The sequence below is a fragment of the Streptomyces sp. S3(2020) genome (genome assembly GCF_013044505.1).
Taxonomy (GTDB): Bacteria; Actinomycetota; Actinomycetes; order Streptomycetales; family Streptomycetaceae; genus Streptomyces.
The window spans coordinates 1-21,243 of record NZ_JABERD010000127.1 but is presented as its reverse complement, the minus strand read 5'-3'; the positions used below and the strand labels follow the sequence as shown (position 1 = coordinate 21,243).

12 protein-coding genes and 2 pseudogenes are annotated in these 21,243 nt (G+C 71.8%); 9 read left to right on the top strand and 5 right to left on the bottom strand.

Annotation, left to right across the window (positions count from 1 at the left end):
• Positions 1-125: 125 nt before the first annotated feature.
• The 4 genes from HLK59_RS32060 to HLK59_RS32045 all read left to right on the top strand — a co-directional run bounded on the left by HLK59_RS32060 (position 126) and on the right by HLK59_RS32045 (position 8,183).
• A complete protein-coding gene (locus HLK59_RS32060) occupies positions 126-821 on the top strand; it encodes a GntR family transcriptional regulator (protein ID WP_171145074.1) in 696 nt (231 codons plus the stop codon).
• A gap of 100 nt (positions 822-921) precedes the next feature.
• Positions 922-2,448, top strand: coding sequence for a hypothetical protein (locus HLK59_RS32055; protein ID WP_171145073.1), 1,527 nt, complete (start codon positions 922-924; stop codon positions 2,446-2,448).
• A gap of 133 nt (positions 2,449-2,581) precedes the next feature.
• On the top strand, positions 2,582-3,457 hold the full coding sequence (locus tag HLK59_RS32050) for a hypothetical protein (protein ID WP_171145072.1): 876 nt from the start codon (positions 2,582-2,584) through the stop codon (positions 3,455-3,457).
• Positions 3,458-3,494: 37 nt separating this feature from the next.
• Positions 3,495-8,183, top strand: a complete 4,689-nt coding sequence (locus HLK59_RS32045; protein WP_171145071.1) for a hypothetical protein — start codon at positions 3,495-3,497, stop codon at positions 8,181-8,183.
• A gap of 54 nt (positions 8,184-8,237) precedes the next feature.
• On the opposite strand, the gene HLK59_RS32040 is transcribed toward HLK59_RS32045, so the two are convergent.
• The gene (locus tag HLK59_RS32040) at positions 8,238-8,786 is read right to left on the bottom strand and encodes a hypothetical protein (RefSeq protein ID WP_171145070.1); all 549 of its coding nucleotides are present in this window, start codon (positions 8,784-8,786) and stop codon (positions 8,238-8,240) included.
• A gap of 419 nt (positions 8,787-9,205) precedes the next feature.
• On the opposite strand from HLK59_RS32040, the gene HLK59_RS32035 reads away from it, so the two are divergent.
• The 5 genes from HLK59_RS32035 (at position 9,206) to HLK59_RS32015 (ending at position 17,443) form a co-directional block, all read left to right on the top strand.
• Positions 9,206-12,139: a nitrate- and nitrite sensing domain-containing protein gene (locus tag HLK59_RS32035; protein WP_171145069.1), complete on the top strand. Its 2,934-nt coding sequence runs from the start codon at positions 9,206-9,208 to the stop codon at positions 12,137-12,139.
• The gene (locus tag HLK59_RS32030) at positions 12,136-12,570 is read left to right on the top strand and encodes a roadblock/LC7 domain-containing protein (protein ID WP_171145068.1); all 435 of its coding nucleotides are present in this window, start codon (positions 12,136-12,138) and stop codon (positions 12,568-12,570) included. Before HLK59_RS32035 ends, HLK59_RS32030 begins: the two co-directional genes overlap by 4 nt.
• 9 nt (positions 12,571-12,579) lie before the next feature.
• Complete coding sequence (locus HLK59_RS32025) at positions 12,580-12,975, top strand: DUF742 domain-containing protein (protein WP_171145067.1); 396 nt, start codon at positions 12,580-12,582, stop codon at positions 12,973-12,975.
• Positions 12,976-13,194: 219 nt separating this feature from the next.
• Complete coding sequence (locus HLK59_RS32020) at positions 13,195-16,854, top strand: hydantoinase B/oxoprolinase family protein (protein ID WP_171145066.1); 3,660 nt, start codon at positions 13,195-13,197, stop codon at positions 16,852-16,854.
• On the top strand, positions 16,835-17,443 hold the full coding sequence (locus HLK59_RS32015; RefSeq protein ID WP_171145065.1) for an ATP/GTP-binding protein: 609 nt from the start codon (positions 16,835-16,837) through the stop codon (positions 17,441-17,443). Before HLK59_RS32020 ends, HLK59_RS32015 begins: the two co-directional genes overlap by 20 nt.
• 100 nt (positions 17,444-17,543) lie before the next feature.
• Here HLK59_RS32015 and glpK read toward each other — a convergent pair whose 3' ends face one another.
• The 4 genes and pseudogenes from glpK to HLK59_RS51355 all read right to left on the bottom strand — a co-directional run.
• The gene (gene glpK / locus HLK59_RS32010; RefSeq protein ID WP_171145064.1) at positions 17,544-19,055 is read right to left on the bottom strand and encodes a glycerol kinase GlpK; all 1,512 of its coding nucleotides are present in this window, start codon (positions 19,053-19,055) and stop codon (positions 17,544-17,546) included.
• A 22-nt stretch (positions 19,056-19,077) separates the two neighbouring features.
• Positions 19,078-19,803, bottom strand: coding sequence for an MIP/aquaporin family protein (locus HLK59_RS32005; protein WP_171145063.1), 726 nt, complete (start codon positions 19,801-19,803; stop codon positions 19,078-19,080).
• A gap of 314 nt (positions 19,804-20,117) precedes the next feature.
• Positions 20,118-21,077 (bottom strand): annotated as a pseudogene (locus HLK59_RS32000) (GGDEF domain-containing protein); the annotation flags it as partial.
• Positions 21,078-21,093: 16 nt separating this feature from the next.
• Positions 21,094-21,243, bottom strand: a pseudogene (locus HLK59_RS51355) (DUF1365 family protein); the annotation flags it as partial.

The following is a 21,243-nucleotide window of genomic DNA, read 5'->3' as shown; positions in this document are numbered from 1 at the left end:
CAGTGGGAGGACGGAGGGTGCGGGACTGAGCCGTGCGGTGCGGTTCGCAGCAAGGTAGAGGATCGTTGAACGATCCTTCAATACCCGTGTTGTTTCGTTCTCGTGTCTGCGGTTGAATTCCGGGCATGGCAGAGCAGCTGACCGGACTGGCCGACGACCGAGCCCTCCTGGGCCGCACGAGCACGGCGGAGCGGGTCTCGGACATCCTCAGAAGCCGCATCGCCGATGGCTATTTCCCACCCGGCACCCGGCTCTCCGAGGACAGCATCGGAGGCGCGCTCAAGGTGTCCCGCAACACCCTGCGGGAGGCGTTCCGCCTGCTCACCCATGAACGTCTGCTCGTCCACGAGCTGAACCGGGGCGTCTTCGTGCGGGTCCTGACGGTGGAGGACGTCCAGGACATCTACCGCACCCGCCGCCTCGTCGAGTGCGCCGTCGTACGAGGGCTGGGCGAGCCGCCGTACGCCGAGGAAGGGCTCGCCGAGGCCGTCGCGGCGGGGCAGCGGGCGGTGCGTGAAGGTGACTGGAAAGCACTGGGTACCGCCAACATCCACTTCCACCGCGCGCTGGTCGCGCTCGCGGGCAGCGAGCGCACCGACGAGCTGATGCGCAGCGTCTTCGCCGAACTGCGGCTCGCCTTCCACGTGGTGGACGATCCGAAGGCGCTCCACGAGCCGTACCTCGCCCGCAACCGCCGGATCCTGGAGGCTCTGCAGGCCGGGGACCGCCAAGAGGCCGAGAAGCTGCTCGCCGTGTACCTCGACGACTCGCTGGAGCGGGTGGTCGAGGCGTACCGGCGACGGGTCGGCGAGGACGGCTAGCGACCGTCCGACGGGCGGTTCCGCGGTCCGGCCGCTGTGGGGCCGGGTCGCTTCTGTGACGTTTGGGACGTTGTCAGACCGAGGGCCTAGTCTGTGCACCGTGACTTCGCCTGCCACGACGGACAGTGTTCCGCCCCAGCTCAGCGCGGGGCCGCGCCCGGCACCGGGCCCGGCCGCCGACGAGGGGCTGGCGCGGCGGCTGCGCGCGCTCGCCTGCACCGCGCCGCTGCACGACCTCGACGCCCGCAAGGCCAACCTGGCGGGCGAGTACTCGGTGTACGGCATGGCGGAGGTGGCCCTCTCGGCCATCGACCTGGTCACCCTGAACATGGACTTCGACACGGGCGCCGACCACGACCAGATAGTCGCCCGCCTCATCCCGCGCATCGCCGCCCAGGCCCCGCAGCGGCCCGTCGTCGAGCATGAGCGGGTGGCCCGATGGGTCCTGGAGAACCTGATCAACGTCGGCAGCGTGGACCGCGGCTTCCGGGCGGTCTACGGCACTTTCGCGACGGACGGCACCTATGTCCGTCGCGACTACGACTTCAAGCTGATCGAGGAGGTCCCCGGCCCCGGCGGCTCGGTGTACCTCCGGACGACCGACGAGGCCGTCAACGTCCTTGTCGGCGCCCTCGACACCGACGTCACCAGCGCCCAGATCGCCGCCGAGGTCAAGCTGGAGGTGCTGATCAGCCGCGGCCGCCTCGCCGACGCCCAGCTCGCCGCCGAGCAGGCCCGGTACCGGACCGTGCAGTACTCGGAGACACTGCGCCGGGCCCTGGACGCCACCCGGCGCAACGTCCGCGCGGTGGACTGGCTCAATGCCGTGCCCGACATGATCACCGAGGCGCTCGACCACGTCGCCGACCGCTACCGCCACGAGAACGCGATCCTCACCAACATCCGCAAGGCCCGGGACGAGTCCGAGGACCCGGAGCAGAAGCGACGGGCCGCCGAGCTGGTCGACATCGTCAAGGACTGCATCCGCCGCCACACGCAGTTGCAGTCCCGACTGCTGGAGGCGGGACCGCTGTTCCGCGCCGAGCAGGACCGGCAGGCCTTCGCCACACCCATGACGACGTCGGGGATAGACCTCTACGGGCATCTGGTCGCGCCCGTGCTGCCGCTGCCCCTGGAGCAGGCCGTCCGGGTCACCGACGCGTTCTTCGCCCGCGGGACCGGGCTGCGTACGCCGGTGTCGGTGCGGGTCGGTGACCTCGTCGACATACTGCTGACCCCGCCGGTGGAGCGCGAGCACCTGGGCGCGGAGATGCCCGAGCCGGACCTCATCGCCACGCCGGACGACAGCCGGTTCAGCGAGGAGCAGCTGGCCTCGGCGATGGAGCTGCTCGATCTGCCCGCCGACGCGCCGCGGCGGTTGTCGGGGCTGCTGGCCGAGGCTCGCCGTCAGGACCCTGATCTGCCGTATCTGGTGGCCCTGTTGGCCGTGCACGCGGCCAGTCCGGCGGTGGGGACCGCGTATCGGCAGGGCGAGGAGAAGCTGCTGTTCGCCGTGGACGACGGGGTCCAGCTGGATGATCCGGAGTTCGGCGGGGCGGATCTCATCGTCGGGACGGCTTTGCTGGATGCGGCGGGGATGGCCGCGGATCGGACGGAGGCGGCGTGATGGTTCTGCCGGTGGGCGACCGAGGGTCCGGCGTGGCTGGTCGCGCCCACGCGGCGGAGCCGCAGATGTCACCGCCCCGCGCCCCTGGGGTGACTGGGCCGGCCGTTGGTTCCGAGAACAAGGAGTTGAAGTCGTGAGCGAGCACGTCGAGTGGAGTGACGCGGAGGCCCCCGCCCCCTCGGCCCCGGTCGCCGTCACACCCGCTGACGCCGCCGACGCGGCTCGGCTCGTTGCCTTCGGGTTGCAGCCCAAGCTCCAGCCCGCCCGCGACCAGGAGTACACCGAGCTGCTGCGGCGCTACCGCGAGGATCCGCCGTTCGCCCGGCTGGCCGACGCGGTGGCCGCCGGGCTCGGACTGGTCGTGCTGGAGGTCTCCCCGCGCGCGGGGATGGCCGTGACCGCCGCCGAGGACTCCGTGTTCGCCGTGCGGATGGGCGACTACGCGCGACGGACGTCCGCCGACGGCTCGGACCGGTTCCTGCACGGGCTGGCCCATCTCGCCGTGGCAGCCATGGCGTTCCCTCGGCCCGAGGATCTCGCCGACGACGGATACATCGGGCGGGTGAGCGTCAACGGCGTCGACGCCTTCGTCCGGCAGGCCTGTCGGCGGCTGGAGGAACGCGCCGACGAACTGGGCGAGAACACCGACCCCGCCACCGACGCGCCCGGGCTCGAGGCCGCCTGGCGGATCTGGGTGAGACGCAGCGCGACCGGTGCGACGAAGGACGCGCGCAGACTCGCCGGTTCCACGACCGGCATCGTCGGCAAGGCCGTCGCCTTCCTCACCGACTCCGGATTCCTTCAACGCACCGGCGACGACAACGGCGGCACGTACCGCACGACGGCCCGCTACCAGCTCCAGGTCCGGGACATGGCCGGCAGCGCCGCCATGGCGGAGCTGCTGGAACTGGGCGTCGTCCCGGTCACCGACGGCACACCGACCCTGCTGCCCGCCGAGGACACCGCCGACGAGCTGGTGGCCGACGCCGGACTGCCGTTCCACTCCTGAACTCCCCCCACCTGCCGAAGACTTACGAGAGTCCGCCATGTACGAGCTGTCCCGGGTCCGCCTCTACTCCATCGGCCCCGCCGGTGCGCGCTACGCCGACACCGTGCTTGACCTGCGCGGCGTAGGCGCGGAAGTGCCCGACCCCGCCCCCACCCAGGCGGAGTTCTTCGAGGAGGAGCCGACCGGCCCGCCGCGCCGCCCCGCGCCCGCCGGCGTGCTCTTCCTGGAGAACGGCGGCGGCAAGTCCGTGCTGCTCAAGCTGATCTTCTCCGTCATGCTGCCGGGCCACCGCAACACCCTCGGCGGCGCCAGCTCCGGTGTGCTGCGCAAGTTCCTGCTCGCCGACGACTGCGGGCATGTCGCGCTGGAGTGGCAGCACACGCTGACCGGCGAGTGCGTCGTCGTCGGCAAGGTGAGCGAGTGGCGGGGGCGCCAGGTCTCCAACGACCCGCGGAAGTTCGCCGAGGCCTGGTACTCCTTCCGGCCCGGGCCCGGACTGTCCCTGGACAACCTGCCCGTCGCCGAGTCCACCGCCGTACGGCCGGCCGTCGAGGGCGCCTCCGGAGCACTGGGCCGGCGCCGCACCATGAAGGGCTTCCGGGACGCCATCACCGAGGCGGGCAAGGCGTATCCGCACCTGGAGGTGCACTGGGAGGAGATCCACGACCGCTGGATCGAGCACCTCGGCGACCTCGGCCTCGACCCCGAACTCTTCCGCTACCAGCGGGAGATGAACGCCGACGAGGGTGAGGCGGCCGGTCTCTTCGCGGTCAAGAAGGACTCCGACTTCACCGACCTGCTGCTGCGGGCCGTGACCGACACCCGCGACACCGACGGGCTCGCCGACCTGGTCAGCGGCTTCGGCAACAAACTGGGCCGCCGCGCCGAGCTGATCGCCGAACGGGACTTCACCGCCGGTTCGGTGGACCTCCTCGGGCGGATCGTCGAGGCCGCCGAGGCCCGCTCACGCGCGCGTGACATCCACGCCGGTGCCGAACGCCGTACGCGGTCGCTGGCCCGCAGGCTCTCCGCGCGCGGCGCCCGGGAGCGGCTGCGTGCCGCCGACCTCGCCCAGCGGGTGACGGCCGCCGCGTACGCGGTCACGCATGCCGAGGGCTCGCGGGAGCGCAGCGCGCTGATCGCGGCCGAACTCGCCTTCCGGCACGCCTCGTTGGCGCTCGCCGCCGCCGAGAAGTCAGCCGCCGCACAGAAGCGCGAGCTCGCCGACGCCCGTACCCTGCACTCGGCCTGGCAGGCCGCCGAGGCCGTACTGCGGCACCGCGCCGCCACCGACCGCGTCTCCCGCGTGTCCGCCGCGATCCAGGAGGCCGAGCGGGACGCGGCCCCCGCGCTGGCCGCCCGGGCCAAGGCCGCCGTCGACCTCGTACGCGCCCTGCACTCGGCCGTGGAGAGCGCCGAGAACCTCGCCAACGAGGGGGAGGAGCGGTCCGCCGCGCTTCAGGAGGTCGGCGAGGCCGCCTACCAGGACTCCACCACCGCGGCCACCGAGGCGCAGCGCGCCCGCAGCGAGGTCGGGCATCTGCGGCAGCGGCTGAACGAGGTCGAACAGGAGACCGCCGAGGCCGTACGGGCCGGCTGGCTGGACGACAGCGCGCCCGACGCCGACCCGGCGCGCGCGGCCCTCGCGGCCAGCGACGCCGAGAAGACGGCTGTCGCCGCCTGGGACATCGCGCGCGAGGCCTCGCGCCGTGCCGGCGAGCACGCGCGCGAGGCGGGCTCCACGGAATCCCGCGCCGAGCTGACGGCGGCACGTGCCGCGGACGCGGCCATGGCCGCCGAGCGGTCCTACGAGGCCGAGAAGCGGCTCGCCGAGGGGCTGGCGGCGGAGCCGCGGCTCGCGGAGCTGCTGAGCCTGACCGGGGTCTCCGATGCCGGGCACGGCGGAGTGCCGGTGCCCCGGGCGGGCGCCGACGGGGCGAAGGCGGAGGGTCCGACCGGGCGCGACGGGGCGAAGACGGACGGACCGACCGGGAACGACGGGGCCGAGGGCACCCTCGCGCCCGAGGAACTCGACCGGTTCGCCGACGAGTTGCGCGAGCTTCTCGACGACGCGGTCTCCGCCGCCGAGCGCCACCTCTTCGAACTGCGCACCGCCGCCGCCGACGACTCCCGGATTCTCGGTGCCCTCGGTGACGGCGGACTGCTGCCGCCGGGCCCGGACGTGCTGGCCACCGTGGAGTTCCTCGGCGAGCACGGCATCCCGGCGCTCCCCGGCTGGCGCTATCTCGCCCAGGCCGTCGACCCCGCCGACCACGCGCGCGTGCTGGCCGCCCGGCCCGAGCTGGTCGACGGCGTGATCATCACCGACCCCGACACGCACGCACGGGCCCGCGAGGCGCTGAACGAGGCCGCCCTGCTCCCGCGGTCCGCCGTCGCCGTCGGTACGGCCGCCGCCCTGCTCGCCCCGACTCCGGCGCCCGGCTCCGGGAGCGAGGCCGTCTTCCTCGTACCGCCGAACCCGGCCATGCACGACGAGCACGCCGCCGACGAGGAGCGACAGACGCTGCGGGCCCGGGCGACCGAGCGCGACGAGGAGATCCGTTCGCTCGCGGCCCGGCTCGGCAAGGACCGGGAACTGGCCGCACGGCTGTCGTCCTGGCGTACGGGCTGCCCGGCCGGGCGGCTGGTCGAGCTGGCGCGGACCGCGCACGACACGCGCGCGTTCGCCGAGGAGTCGGAGGCCGAGCTGGCCGAGGCGCGGACCGTGCGGGCCGAGGCCGACGAGACCGCCGCCGAGGCCGTGCAGGTGCGCGACGAGCGCCAGGAGGCCGCACAGAAGGCCCGGCGTGCCGCCGACGCCCTCGCGGGGCTCGCCTTCCGGCTGCGTGAACGGGCCGGCTGGCAGGTCAAGCTGCGCGAACTCGCCGACGAGGCCACCGAGTCGGAGGCCCGGGCCCAGACCTGCCTGGAGCGGGCGCGGGCTGCCGACGAGGACCGGCGTGCCGCTCAGCGGGCCGCCGACGACGCTCGGCGCACCGCGCGTGCGCTGCGCGCCGAGCGCTCGGAGATCGCGGGCGCCCCCGACGACGTGCCGGAGAGCGACGCCGACGATCCGAAGGTCTCGCTGCCCGCACTGCGGGAGGCCTATCGGGCCGCCTCACAGCTGTACGAGAAGGTCGGTGTCGGCGCCGACCTGCGGGCCGAGCAGGCCCGGGCCGAGAGCGAGTCCAGCGCGGCCCTGGCCGATCTGGACCGGCTGAGCAACAAGGTCCGCACGCGCGCGGAGCAGCTCCTGCAGTCGCCCGACGGCTCCGACGGGCCGTCCCGGCAGGCCGCCGCCGCCCGCGCCGAGGAGCTGGTGCAGCTTCTGGAGACACGGATGTCCACCGCGAGCGAGCAGCTCGGACGGTTGCGCGGTGAGGCCGAGCGGCACGCGCCCGGGGACGGTGAGGCGCACACCGAGCTGTCCGAGGAGCTGGAGCCCCGGGACGCCGGGCACGCACAGGCGCTGCTGCGCACGGCTACCGCCGAACTCGCCTCCCGCTCCGAGGCGTTGACGCAGGCCAGGGAGGCGCACGCCGAGCTCCTGGACGCCCATCGCGCCGCCGAGGACGCGGTCGGCGGCTTCGACGAGATCGCCGCGATGCTGCGCGACCTGCTGCGCGAGCACACCCCCGACGAGGACCAGGAGGAGCCGGAGCCGTACCCGGGCAGCCCGGAGGAGGCCCGGCAGTCCGCCGCCGAGGCCCGCCGGTCGCTGCGCGGCTGCGCCGCCGACCTGTCCGCCGCCGAGGCCGGCGTACGCGAGGCGAGCGACGTCCTCGTCCGGCACGCCAACTCCACGCGCTACGAGCAGGTCCGCACCCCCGCGCGCCAGCAGATCCGCGAGCTGCCCGCGTCCGCGCTGCCGGAGCACGCCCAGAAGTGGGCGGACGCCTTCGCGCCCCGACTGCGGGTCCTCACCGACGAGTTGGCGCAGCTGGAGCGGAACCGGGACTCGATCGTGGACCGGTTGCGCGGGCTCGTCGAGTCGGCGCTCGCGACCCTGCGGTCCGCCCAGCGGCTGTCCCGGCTGCCTGAGGGGCTCGGCGAGTGGTCCGGGCAGGAGTTCCTGCGGATCCGCTTCGAGGAGCCCGATCAGGCGACGCTGACCGAGCGACTGGGCGAGGTCATCGACGAGGCCACGCGCGCGGCGGTGAAGAAGAACTCCGATCTGCGGCGGGACGGAATGTCCCTGCTGCTGCGGGGAGTCGGGGCCGCGCTGCAACCCAGGGGGATCGCCGTCGAGATCCTCAAGCCGGATGCCGTGCTGAGGGCCGAGCGTGTGCCGGTCGGGCAGATGGGCGATGTGTTCTCCGGTGGCCAGCTGCTGACGGCCGCCATCGCGCTGTACTGCACCATGGCCGCGCTGCGGTCCAACGACCGGGGCCGCGACAAGCACCGGCACGCCGGCACGCTCTTCCTGGACAACCCGATCGGCCGGGCCAACGCGACCTATCTGCTGGAGCTCCAGCGGGCGGTGTCGGATGCCCTGGGTGTCCAACTCCTGTACACCACGGGTCTGTTCGACACCACCGCGCTCGCAGAGTTCCCCCTGGTCATCAGGTTGCGCAATGACGCCGACCTCAGGGCGGGCCTGAAGTACATCAGCGTGGAGGAGCACCTCCGTCCAGGACTGCCGCAGCAGTCGCGGACGGAGGAAGCGGGCCACAGCGAGATCACGGCGACACGGATGTTCAAGCGGCCGACGCCGACGACGTCCTGAGGGCAGGGCCCCGCATGCTGGGTGCGGGGCCCCGCGCGGGTCGGTGTCGCCCTCTCAGGAGTGCGACAACTGCCCCGCGCCGCCCCGCCGCTCTATCCGGGCCTGCGCCCGCTCGGCGGCCCGCGCCTGGCGCCGGGCCCTGCGCAGCTCACGCCGCAGGGCCCGGGCGGTGCTGCTCGGGGCCGACACGACGCCGTTGCGCTGGTTCCACACCTGACGGGTCACCCAGATGTCCAGGGCGCCCCACGTCGCCACCACGGTGCTCGCCACGCTGCTGATGACCATCGGGAACGCCAGCCAGGATCCGGCCAGGGTGCACAGGAACGCCACCATCGCCTGGACCAGCGTCACCGCGATGATCAGGACCGCCCGCACCGCCGACCTGCGCACCGGGTCGGGCATCCGACGCCGTGGCGCGGCCTCGTCGATCCACAACGGCCGGTAGTACGGCTCCTCTTCCGGCGTGGCATGCTCGGCGGTCCCGGACCCGGGCCCGTCCTCGTGCGCTGGATTGTCGCGATCCGGTGCCTCGGGACTTTGCCGCTCCGCCTGGTGCGCCGCAGCGCCGTCCATGAGCGCCTCATGCCGCTCCGCCGTGCCCATCAACGTGTCACTCCCCACCGCCAGCAGACCCCTCGCTCCGTGTGCGAACACACGGCTCCCCAGTGGCTGCCCGGCTTGCGCTGTTTTACGCCGCCCGGGTGCGGGATGCGGCTCGTGTGGCCGATTCTGCACCCATTTCCCGAAGAGTAGGACGAACGAGACGCTCTGAAGATTCCCAAGAAACGAAAAATTCTGGCCAACTGGCCAGTCGTTACGGCCGGATCCGAATGAACCGCCGCCACGTGTTTCAGGGAGGCAATCTCCCGCAATGCCCGGACAACTCCCCATCTCGCCGCGCCGGTGAGGAAGTTCGTCCTCCGGACAGGTCTTCGAGTTAACTGTGTGACGGTAGTAGGCTCGCGCCGTTTGTTGACGTACATGCGTACCCCCGCCCGCCGGGGGTCGAGCTGGGGGAGGCCATGCGCTTTCGCGGGAAGTCGATCCGCCGGAAGATCGTGGCGCTGCTTCTCGTGCCGCTGGTGTCCCTGACAGCGATCTGGGGCTTCGCCACGGTACTCACGGGACGGGCGGTCGCCCAGCTGTTCCAGGTGTCGACGGTTGTCGAGGACCTCGGTTACCCCACCGAGGACACCGTCCGCGTCCTCCAGCAGGAACGCCGCCAGACCCTCGTCTATCTGGCCGACCCACGGGCCTCGGACGCGCTCGCCGCGCTCCGCGAGACCCGCACGGCCACCGACGACGCCATCGCCAAGATCCGTCAGAGCGCAAAGGACCCCGACGTCCGCGACGGCATGGACCAGGACGACGAGGAACGCCTCACCGCCGTACTGGACGCCTTCGACGGCGTCGACTCGCTGCGCCGCAGCGTCGAGGAAGACGCGGTGAACCGCTCCCAGGCACTGGAGCGCTACAACCGTCTCGTGGACCCCTGCTACGCCCTGCTGGCCTCCCTCGACGGGGTGGACAGCGTGGAGATGGACAAGCAGGCCCGCGCCCTCGTCAACATCACCCGCGCCCGCGAACTCCTCTCCCGCGAGGACGCCCTGCTCGGCTCCGCCCTCGTGGTCGGCGATCTCACGCACGGAGAGATCCGCGAGGTCTCCGACCTGATCGCGCAGCGCACCGTGCTGTACGACGTCAGCCTGCCGGTGCTGCCCGCGACGGAACGCGAACGCTACGACAGGTTCTGGAAGAACGCCTCCACCGCGTCGCTGCGCTCCGCCGAGAAGATCGTCGTCGACTCCGAGCCCGGCACCCCCCGGTTCATCACCGCCAAGAGCTGGGACGCCACCGCCGCCAGCGTGCTCGACGAACTCGCCACCCTCAACGACCAGGCGGGCGACCGCTATCAGGACCGGGTGCAGCCCGTCGCGATGGGCGTCATCGTCAAGGCGGCCGTCGCCGGTGTCCTCGGCCTGCTCGCCCTGCTCTTCTCGGTCGTCCTCTCCGTGCGCATCGGCCGCGGTCTCATCCGCGACCTTCGGCAGCTGCGCCTCGAGGCCCACGAGGCGTCCGGCGTACGGCTCCCGAGCGTCATGCGCCGACTGTCCGCGGGGGAGCAGGTCGACGTGGAGACCGAGGTCCCGCGTCTGGAGTACGACAAGAACGAGATGGGCGAGGTCGGTCAGGCCCTCAACACCCTGCAGCGCGCCGCCGTCGAGGCCGCCGTCAAGCAGGCCGAGCTCCGCGCCGGTGTCTCCGAGGTCTTCGTGAACCTCGCCCGCCGCAGCCAGGTGCTCCTGCACAAGCAGCTCACCCTGCTCGACACCATGGAGCGCCGGACCGAGGACACCGACGAACTCGCCGACCTGTTCCGCCTCGACCACCTGACCACCCGTATGCGCCGCCACGCAGAGGGCCTCGTGATCCTCTCCGGCGCCGCCCCCTCCCGGCAGTGGCGCAAGCCCGTCCAGCTCATGGACGTCGTACGCGCCGCCGTCGCCGAGGTCGAGGACTACGAGCGCATCGAGGTCCGCCGGCTCCCGCGCGTCGCCGTCACCGGTCCGGCCGTCGCGGACCTCACGCATCTGGTCGCCGAACTCCTGGAGAACGCCACGGTGTTCTCCCCGCCGCACACCGCCGTCCAGGTGCTGGGCGAGCGCGTCGCCAACGGCTTCACCCTGGAGATCCACGACCGAGGCCTCGGCATGGCGGCCGACGCCCTCCTGGACTCCAACCTCCGGCTCGCGGAGACACCGGAGTTCGAGCTGTCCGACACCGACCGGCTGGGCCTGTTCGTGGTCAGCCGGCTCGCCCAGCGGCAGAACGTCCGGGTCTCGCTCCAGCCGTCGCCGTACGGCGGCACGACGGCCGTCGTGTTCATCCCGAACGCCTTGCTGACGGACGACATCCCGGACACCAACGGCATCGGCTTCCGTCTGGACCGCCCCCAGCCCTCCAAGGAGGCCGAGCTGGAGGAAGCCCGCCGGGCCCAGCTCGCCCAGGTCCCGGTGCCGCTGCCCGGCCTTTCCGGAGGGCTCCTGGACGGTCCCGTCGAGCTGGAGGCGCCGGTCGACCTGGACGCCATCGATGACTTCCCCGGCGCGCTCGACGACGAGGACAGCGAACGCGGCGGACTGTTCCGCCCGCGCCGTTCCCTGGTCCGCACGGACGCCACCCCGGGCGAGGACCGCCAGGACGCCCCCGACCACGACCTGAACGCCCCGGTGGCGCTGCCCCGCCGCCACACCCCCAAGCTGGTCAGCTCGCACGGCCGCCCGGTGACCGAGCAGCGGGAGCAGAGCGAGGACGAGGCCACGGCGGGCCCGAACCGGTCGCTTCCCCAGGAGTCCCCGCCGCTGCCCGCCCGCAGGCGCGCGACGGGGCCGCAGCGCCTCGCCACCGGTGTCGCCGACCGCCTGGACGAGCAGCGCGCCGAAACCCCGACCGTCACGGGCCCCACGGGCCGCGAACTCGGCGGGGCGCAGCCCGGCGCCCCCGTCCTCCCCAGACGCACCCGGCGTGCCGAGATCGCGTCGAGCGGCGCGGGCGAGTCCTTCAAGGCCGCTCCAGAAGGCGTCGCACCCCACCAGAGAGGCCCCGGCGCCGCCCTGGAGCGGACCGGCTCCCGCCCTGTGCCGCAGGAGACCGGTGCCGACGCCACGTCCCAGCCGATCGGACGCGGCGCCACACCGCGGGAGACGGCCCCGGGCACCGGCCCGCTGCCCCGCCGCGTACGCCAGGCCAACCTGGCCCCGCAGCTGAAGCAGAGTCCGGCCGGGCGCCGCACCGACGACAGCACAGGGATCGACGAGCGGGACGCCGACCAGGTACGCAGCCGTATGGCATCGCTCCAGCGCGGCTGGCAGCGCGGCCGTGCGGAGAACGACGCCGCGGGCGACGACACCCACAGCGGCACAGCACCACGAGGAACTAAGGGGGACGGTCGATGACCGCACCGAAGACGACCGGCCACGGCACAACCAACTCCGGAGAGCTCAACTGGCTCCTGGACGACCTGGTCGACCGCGTCGCCAGCATCCGCAAGGCCGTCGTGCTCTCCGGCGACGGGCTGGCGACGGGGGTGTCCAACGACCTGACACGGGAGGACGGCGAGCACCTGGCCGCCGTCGCCTCCGGCTTCCACAGCCTCGCCAAGGGCGTGGGCCGCCACTTCGAGGCGGGCAACGTCCGGCAGACGGTCGTCGAACTCGACGACGCCTTCCTGTTCGTGACCGCCGCCGGCGACGGCAGCTGCCTCGCCGTCCTCTCGGACGCGGACTCCGACGTCGGCCTGGTCGCCTACGAGATGACGCTCCTCGTCAAGCGGGTCGGTGTACATCTGGCATCCACTCCACGCACCGATCTGCCTCAGGGCGGGTAGTGAGATGACATGAGCACAGACGGTCAGGGAAGAAGCCACTGGTTCGACGACGAGGCCGGACCGGTCGTCCGCCCGTACGCCATGACGCGTGGCCGCACCACCAGTGCGGCTCAGCACCGCCTCGACCTCATCGCGGTGGTCGTCGCGGAGACTCAGGCGGACGATCCGGAAGGCGACCACACGCTGTCCCCGGAGCACGTGGACATCGTGGACCTGTGCCGGGACACCCCGCAGTCGGTCGCCGAGCTGTCCTCCGAACTCGACCTGCCCATCGGCGTGGTGCGGGTTCTGGTGGGTGACCTCGTGGACGCGGAGTTCGTCCATGTGAACCGGCCTGTGCCGCCCGCCGAGCTGCCGGACGAGAGCATTCTGCGTGATGTGATCAACGGCCTCCGGGCGCTCTGACCGAGTGCCCCGCCCCCGAAGGCGGCCGTTCCCCCGGCGCCGCGAGCCGCTCACGGACGGCCCCGGGGAACGCGGCCGCACGCCCGCCCTCCGGCCGAGCGGACCGGGCGTCGCAACAGCGCTCCCGATATGATCTGACCGATCGTCGACGACCATCCGCGGACGGTCTGCCGCCACTCTGCGGATACGGTGCCGAACTGCGCGATCGGGGAGACGGACGTGACGACAAGCTGGCAGTTCTGGGTCGACCGGGGCGGCACCTTCACGGACATCGTCGCGCGTCGCCCGGACGGCCGACTGCTCACGCACAAACTGCTCTCCGACAACCCGGCCCGCTACTCCGACGCCGCGGTCACCGGCGTCCGTGAACTGCTGAACGGCTCCCAGGACCCTGTCGAAGCCGTCCGCATGGGCACCACCGTCGCCACCAACGCCCTCCTGGAACGCAAGGGCGAGCGGACCCTCCTGATCGTCACCCGCGGTTTCCGCGACGCCCTGCGCATCGCCTACCAGAACCGCCCCCACATCTTCGCCCGCCGCATCGAACTCCCCGGGCTGCTCCACGAACGGGTCGTGGAGGTCGACGAGCGCATCGCCGCCGATGGCACCGTCCTGCGCGCGCCCGACCTGGACGCCCTTGCCGGCCCGCTCCAGGAGGCGTACGACGACGGGATCCGCGCCGTCGCCGTCGTCTGCATGCACAGCCACCTCCACCCCGCCCACGAACAGGCCGTGGGACAGCTGGCCGCCCGGATCGGCTTCCCGCAGATCTCGCTCTCCAGCGAGGTCAGCCCGCTGATGAAACTGGTCCCGCGCGGTGACACCGCCGTCGTCGACGCCTACCTCTCTCCCGTGCTGCGCCGCTACGTCCAGCACGTCGCCGACGAACTCCACGGCGTACGGCTGATGTTCATGCAGTCCAACGGCGGTCTCGCCGAAGCCGGTCAGTTCCGCGGCAAGGACGCCATCCTGTCCGGACCCGCCGGCGGGATCGTCGGCATGGCCCGGATGTCGCAACTCGCCGGCTTCGACCGCGTCATCGGCTTCGACATGGGCGGCACCTCCACCGACGTCTCCCACTTCGCCGGCGAGTACGAACGCGTCTTCACCACACAGATCGCCGGCGTCCGGCTGCGCGCCCCCATGCTCGACATCCACACCGTCGCGGCGGGCGGCGGCTCGGTTCTCCACTTCGACGGCTCCCGCTACCGCGTAGGGCCGGACTCGGCGGGCGCGGACCCGGGCCCCGCCTGCTACCGCGGAGGCGGCCCGCTGGCCGTCACCGACGCCAACGTCATGCTCGGCCGCATCCAACCCGCCCACTTCCCCGCGGTGTTCGGCCCCGACGGCGACCAGCCGCTCGACGCGGAACTCGTCCGCGACCGCTTCGCCGCCCTCGCGCGCGAGATCCGCGAGCGGACCGGCGACGAGCGCACACCCGAGCAGGTCGCCGAGGGCTACCTCCAGATCGCGGTCGCCAACATCGCCAACGCCGTGAAGCGGATCTCCGTCCAGAAGGGCCACGACGTCACCCGCTACGCCCTCACCACCTTCGGTGGTGCCGGCGGCCAGCACGCGTGCAGGGTCGCCGAATCGCTGGGCATCCGCACCGTCCTCGTGCCCCCCATGGCCGGTGTCCTCTCCGCACTCGGCATCGGCCTCGCGGACACCACCGCCATGCGGGAACAGTCCGTCGAGGCCCCCCTGGAGGCCGCCGCGATGCCGGCCGTCCGCAAGACCGCCGACGACCTGGAGAGCGCCGCCCGCGCCGAACTCCGCGCCGAGGACGTCCCGGACGACCGCATCCGCGTCACCCGCCGCGCCCAACTCCGCTACGACGGCACCGACACCACCCTCACCGTCGAGCTGACCGAGCCCGGCGAGATGCGCCAGGTCTTCGAAGCACGTCATCGCGCCACGTACTCCTTCACGCTCGACCGCCCGATCGTCGTCGAAGCCCTCTCCGTCGAAGCCACCGGCATCACTCAACCCCCCGATCTCTCGGCCCTGACCCCGTACCAGGGCCACACCGCCGCTCCCGGAACCGTCCGCCTCCACACGGGCGGCGCCTGGCGCGACGTACCCCTCCACCGCCGCGAGGACCTGCCACCCGGCGACATGGTCACCGGCCCCGCGATCATCACCGAGGCCGGCGCGACGACCGTCGTCGACGACGGCTGGCAGGCCGTTTCGCGAGACGACGGGCATCTGGTCATGGAACGTGCGGTGGTTACGGAGAGTTCCGATCTCGACATGAAAGCCGACCCGGTTCTGCTGGAGGTCTTCAACAACCTCTTCATGTCCATCGCCGAACAGATGGGCGCCCGCCTCGAATCCACGGCCCAGTCCGTCAACATCAAGGAACGCCTGGACTTCTCCTGCGCGCTCTTCGACCCGGACGGAAACCTGGTGGCCAACGCCCCGCACATCCCCGTCCACCTGGGATCGATGGGCACCAGCGTCAAGGAGGTCATCCGGCGTCGCGGCGCCAGGATGCGGCCGGGGGACACCTACGCGGTGAACGACCCGTACCACGGCGGCACCCACCTGCCGGACGTCACGGTGATCACCCCGGTCTTCGCCACCGAAGGCACCGAAGGCACCGAAGGCACCGAAAGTACGGAGAGTGACCAGGAGATCCTCTTCTACGTCGCCTCCCGAGGCCACCACGCCGAGATCGGCGGTATCGCCCCGGGCTCCATGCCCGCGAACAGCCGCACCATCGACGAAGAGGGAATCCTCTTCGACAACTGGCTGCTCGCCGAGAACGGCCGCTTCCGCGAGGACGAGACCCTCCGCCTTCTCACCGAGGCGCGCCACCCCTCCCGCAACCCGAAGACCAACCTCGCCGACCTGCGCGCCCAGATCGCCGCCAACCAGAAGGGCGTCGACGAAGTCGCCCGCATGATCGAGAACTTCGGCCTCGACGTCGTCCAGGCGTACATGCGGCACGTCCAGGACAACGCCGAGGACGCCGTTCGCCGGGTCGTCGACACCCTCGACGACGGCGAGTACTCCTACGAGACGGACTCGGGCGCCGTCATCCGCGTAAGCGTGCGCGTGGACCGCGACAACCGCTCCGCGACCGTCGACTTCACCGGCACCTCGGCCCAACTGGACAGCAACTTCAACGCTCCGTTCGCGGTCGTCAACGCGGCCGTCCTGTACGTGTTCCGGACCCTGGTCGCCGACGACATCCCCCTCAACGACGGCTGTCTGCGCCCCCTGACGATCGTCGTGCCGCCCCGCTCGATGCTCGCGCCGCAGCCGCCGGCCGCCGTCGTCGCCGGCAACGTCGAGACCTCCCAGGCCATCACCGGCGCCCTCTACGCGGCGCTCGGCGTCCAGGCCGAGGGCTCCGGCACCATGAACAACGTCACCTTCGGCAACGACCGCCACCAGTACTACGAGACCGTCGCCTCCGGATCCGGCGCGGGCGACGGCTTCCCCGGAGCGCCCGCCGTCCAGACCCATATGACCAACTCGCGGCTCACCGACCCCGAGGTCCTGGAGTGGCGGCTGCCCGTCCGGCTCGACGAGTTCGCCGTACGGCCGGACAGCGGCGGTGGCGGACGGTGGCGCGGCGGGGACGGTGCGGTGCGCCGCATCCGGTTCCTGGAGCCCATGACCGTCTCGACCCTCTCCCAGCACCGCCGGGTCCCGCCGTACGGCATGGCGGGCGGCGCGCCCGGAGCGCTGGGCGCCAACCGCGTGGAGCGCGCGGACGGCACGGTCACCGAACTCGGCGGCAGCGACGCGGCCGACGTCGGCCCCGGCGACGTACTCGTCATCGAAACCCCCGGCGGCGGAGGCTACGGCCCACCGTCGCCCCACCCCCAGCAAGCAGGAGAAGAGACCGATGATCTTCGGGCGTTCTGAGCGCGGCAAGCCCCCGGTCGAGCCCGTCACGTTCAAGATCCTGGTGGCCGGCGGCTTCGGCGTGGGCAAGACCACGCTCGTGGGCGCGGTCAGCGAGATCCGGCCGCTGCGCACCGAGGAACTGCTCACCGAGGCAGGCCGTCCCGTCGACGACACGCGTGGCGTGGAGGGCAAGCACACCACCACCGTGGCCATGGACTTCGGCCGCATCACGTTGCGCGAGGACCTGGTGCTGTACCTCTTCGGGACGCCCGGGCAGGAACGGTTCTGGTTCATGTGGGACGAGCTCTCCGAGGGCGCGCTCGGTGCCGTCGTGCTCGCCGACACACGCCGCCTGGAGGACTGCTTCGCCGCCGTCGACTACTTCGAGCGACGCTCCATACCTTTCGTGATCGGCGTCAACTGCTTCGAGGGATCGGCCCGTTACCCCGTCGAGGAGGTCCGCCAGGCCCTGGACCTCGACGAGGACGTACCGCTGCTGCTGTGCGACGCCCGAGACCGTGAGTCGGTCAAGGACGTCCTCATCGGCGTGGTCCGGCACGCGATGGCCTACGCGGCGGAGCGCCGCCGGACCGCCGTCACGACCTGATCCACGGGAACGGCCCGTACCCCCGCCGACCGGGGTACGGGCCGCGTCTCATGAGCGCCACGCGTGCGTGCGGGTCGTCGCAGCGCACACACGCGTGCCGCTAGTTCTCCCCGTCCTCCTGCCAGGCGAAGCTCTTCTCCACGGCCTTGCGCCAGTTGTGGTACTCACGGTCCCGCACCGAGGACTCCATGGCGGGCGTCCACTCGACGTCCTTCTGCCAGTGCGACTTCAGCTCGTCCAGGTCGTTCCACACACCCGTGGCCAGCCCGGCCGCGTAGGCCGCGCCCAGGCAGGTCGTCTCGGAGACCTTCGGGCGGACCACCGGCACATCGAGTACGTCCGCCTGGTGCTGCATCAGCAGGTTGTTCTTGGTCATGCCGCCGTCGACCTTCAGGGTCGTGATGTGCACCCCGGAGTCCTGGAACATGGCGTCCACGACCTCGCGCGTCTGCCAGCTCGTCGCCTCCAGCACCGCGCGCGCGAGGTGTGCCTTCGTGACGTACCGGGTGAGCCCGGTGATGACACCGCGCGCGTCGGAGCGCCAGTAGGGCGCGAACAGACCGGAGAACGCGGGCACGATGTACGCCCCGCCGTTGTCCTCGACACTCGCCGCCAGCGGCTCGATCTCGTCGGCGGTACGGATGATCCCGAGCTGATCCCGGAACCACTGGACGAGCGCGCCCGTTATGGCGATAGACCCCTCCAGACAGTAGACCGGCGCCTCACCGCCGATCTTGTAGCCCATCGTCGTCAACAGCCCGCTCTTCGACGCCACCGGCCGGTTGCCGGTGTTGAGCAGCAGGAAGCTGCCCGTCCCGTACGTGTTCTTGGCGGTGCCCACGTCGTAGCAGGCCTGCCCGAACACCGCCGCCTGCTGGTCACCGAGGGCCGAGGCGACGGGCACACCGGCGAGTTGGCCGACGGCGGTGCCGTACACCTCGGCCGAGGACCTGATCTCGGGCAGGACCGCCTCGGGGATGTTCATCGCGGAGAGGATGGACTGGTCCCACTGGAGGGTCTCGAGGTTCATCAGCATGGTGCGGCCGGCGTTCGTGACGTCCGTGACGTGCCGTCCGCCGTCCGTGCCGCCGGTGAGGTTCCAGATCAGCCAGGAGTCGACGGTGCCGAAGGCGATCTCGCCGTTCTCGGCACGCGCGCGCAGCCCGGGCACGTTGTCGAGCAGCCAGGCCGCCTTCGGCCCGGAGAAGTACGTGGCCAGCGGCAGCCCGGTCTGCTCGCGGAAGCGGTCCTGCCCGTCGGAGCCGCCGAGTTGCTTGGTCAGCGCGGCGGTGCGGGTGTCCTGCCACACGATCGCGTTGTGCACCGGCTTGCCGGTGGCACGGTCCCACAGGACCGTCGTCTCGCGCTGGTTGGTGATGCCGAGCGCGCTCAGCTGGTCGGCGCGCAGCCCGGCCTTGGCGATCGCCCCGGCCACCACCGCCTGCACCTTGGACCAGATCTCGGTGGCGTCGTGCTCCACCCAGCCGGGCTTGGGGAAGATCTGCCGGTGTTCACGCTGGTCGACGGCGACGATGGCGCCGTCCTGGTTGAAGATGATGCAACGGCTGGAGGTGGTGCCCTGGTCGATCGCGGCGACGAACTTGTCCGTCATGACGTCCCCTTCGTCGGATGCTTCAGAACGCTGCGTTGAAGATGAGCCCGGACAGCGCTCCGCCGATCAGCGGCCCCACCACCGGGATCCACGCGTAACCCCAGTCAGAGGTGCCCTTGTTGGGGATCGGGAGCAAGGCGTGGGTGATGCGCGGGCCCAGGTCACGGGCCGGGTTGATGGCGTATCCCGTCGGACCACCGAGCGACAGACCGATGCCGACCACCAGGAACGAGACGATCAGGACCGTGGTGCCCGACGTACCGAGACCCTCGGTCAGACCGAAGGCGAGGATCGGCAGCACCAGGCCGACGGTCGCGATGATCTCCGTGATGAGGTTGGCCACGGGATTTCGGATCGCGGGCGCGGTAGAGAAGATCCCCAGCGTCGGCTGCGCCTTGTCCTCCTCGGCATTGGCCTGGAACTGGGCGAAGTAGACCAGCCAGCACAGGACCGCGCCGAGGATGGCGCCGACCATCTGCCCGGCGATGTAGATGTGGACCTGGTCCCAGTCGCCCGTGTCGATGGCGATCCCGAGCGTCACCGCCGGGTTGAGGTGGCCGCCGGACAGCGGTGCGGCGGTGTAGGCCCCGGCGAGCACGCCGAAACCCCACCCGAACGCGATGACCACCCAGCCCGCGTCCTTCGCCTTGGAGTAGTTCAGTACGACTGCGGCGACCACTCCCGCGCCGAAGAGGATCAGGATCGCGGTACCGATGGTCTCTCCGAGAAATACGTCTCCGTTGCTCATGGCGGCTCCTAGGCCCTGGCCCGGGGTGTTCGACCCCGGTCCTCCGTGCAGGGTGCGTTCCCATGGCGACTTCAGCCGAAGGCAGGGAGGTCCCGCGCCCCGCCCGGCGTCCGTGACGAGCGTGCCGTCGCAGCCGAATCGCCCGTGAGGGAACAGGCCTTGGCCTCAGCCGGGCCCGCGCGGCGCAGTGCGTGGATACGCCGAGAATGTACGACGATGTCGACTGACACCGGAAGTGTTCACCGGTGTCCAGGGGGCGTCAAGGACGCGGACAGCAACGGTTGGAGGCACGGGAGCTCTTCGTGGTGAGCCACTCAGTTCCGGCCGGGTTCCGCCACCCCGTACCCCGCCGGCGTGGCGGAGGCCCCCGCCCCACGTCTGACCTCGTGCCCGTTCACTCCCGCACGGCCCAGCACCCAACTCGCCCCGCCGATCGACTTCGCGGCCTTCTTGAGCGGTGCCAGCCAGGCCGCCGCCTGCCGATGGTCCATGACGCTGCCCGGCGTGCACACCACCGTGGCCAGGGACAGCGACACGGGATTCCCGCCCGCCGACCAGGGCGCGTCCAGCACCGAGGCAGCCACCGGATCCAGCCCGTCCGGATCGGCCAGCACGAGAAAGTCGTCCCCGCCGATGTGACCCACGTGAGTGCTGCCCGACGCCGCGTGCCGCAGCGCCCGCCCCACCGACCTGATCAACTCGTCGCCCGCCGCGAACCCGGCCCCGTCGTTGACCTGTTTGAAGTGGTCCACGTCCAGCCAGCTCAGCGCGAACGTCCGCCCGTCCGCGATCCGCCGGTCCACCTCACCGGTGATCGCGTCCGAACCGGGCAGCCGGGTGAGCGGATTGAGGCTCGCCGCCTCCTCGACCCGGGACTCGGCCAACGCCCGTACGAGGTCGGCGAGACGTACGACGCCGACGCACCGGCCGTACCGGTCGACGACGGCCACGTCGTCCGAGGTGCGGTCCCGGTCGCCGACCGCCACCACGTCGAGCACCTCCCACGCGGTGGCGTCGACGCCCACCGTGCGCGGCGGATCGCCCAGCTTGGCCGCGGGGCGATCGGCGTAGAGAGCGTGCCCGTAGCGCCCCGACATCGACAGCAGGAAGCGGGAGCGGTGCACCGACCGGACCGGAACCCCGTGCGTGTCCACGAGTAGCACCCCGGACACCTCGGGCGACCCGGTCAGCAGTGCCCGCACATGGCCCGCGGACGTGGTGGCGGGCAACAACGCGGCCGGCCGTACGAACTGCCGGACCGGCGGGCCCGACCGTGACGGTGGGGTGGGGCCGGGGCCCGGGGGGGGGCAGAGGCATGCGGTAGCGGCCGTCGACCGGGAAGAACGGCGAGACGTAGAACGCCTTGTCGACCTCCGCCACCCCGGAGGCGTCCGGTCGGAGCAGGTAGCTGTGGCGCCGGCCGTAGGTGTTGTGCACCTC

What these genes read in the sequence shown, in the direction of transcription:
- HLK59_RS32060 (WP_171145074.1), top strand. Translation starts at nt 126, where the DNA reads ATGGCAGAGCAGCTGACCGGACTGGCCGACGACCGAGCCCTCCTGGGC.
- HLK59_RS32045 (WP_171145071.1), top strand. Translation starts at nt 3,495, where the DNA reads ATGTACGAGCTGTCCCGGGTCCGCCTCTACTCCATCGGCCCCGCCGGT.
- HLK59_RS32040 (WP_171145070.1), bottom strand. Translation starts at nt 8,786, where the DNA reads ATGGGCACGGCGGAGCGGCATGAGGCGCTCATGGACGGCGCTGCGGCG.
- HLK59_RS32035 (WP_171145069.1), top strand. Translation starts at nt 9,206, where the DNA reads ATGCGCTTTCGCGGGAAGTCGATCCGCCGGAAGATCGTGGCGCTGCTT.
- HLK59_RS32030 (WP_171145068.1), top strand. Translation starts at nt 12,136, where the DNA reads ATGACCGCACCGAAGACGACCGGCCACGGCACAACCAACTCCGGAGAG.
- HLK59_RS32025 (WP_171145067.1), top strand. Translation starts at nt 12,580, where the DNA reads ATGAGCACAGACGGTCAGGGAAGAAGCCACTGGTTCGACGACGAGGCC.
- HLK59_RS32015 (WP_171145065.1), top strand. Translation starts at nt 16,835, where the DNA reads ATGATCTTCGGGCGTTCTGAGCGCGGCAAGCCCCCGGTCGAGCCCGTC.
- glpK (WP_171145064.1), bottom strand. Translation starts at nt 19,055, where the DNA reads ATGACGGACAAGTTCGTCGCCGCGATCGACCAGGGCACCACCTCCAGC.
- HLK59_RS32005 (WP_171145063.1), bottom strand. Translation starts at nt 19,803, where the DNA reads ATGAGCAACGGAGACGTATTTCTCGGAGAGACCATCGGTACCGCGATC.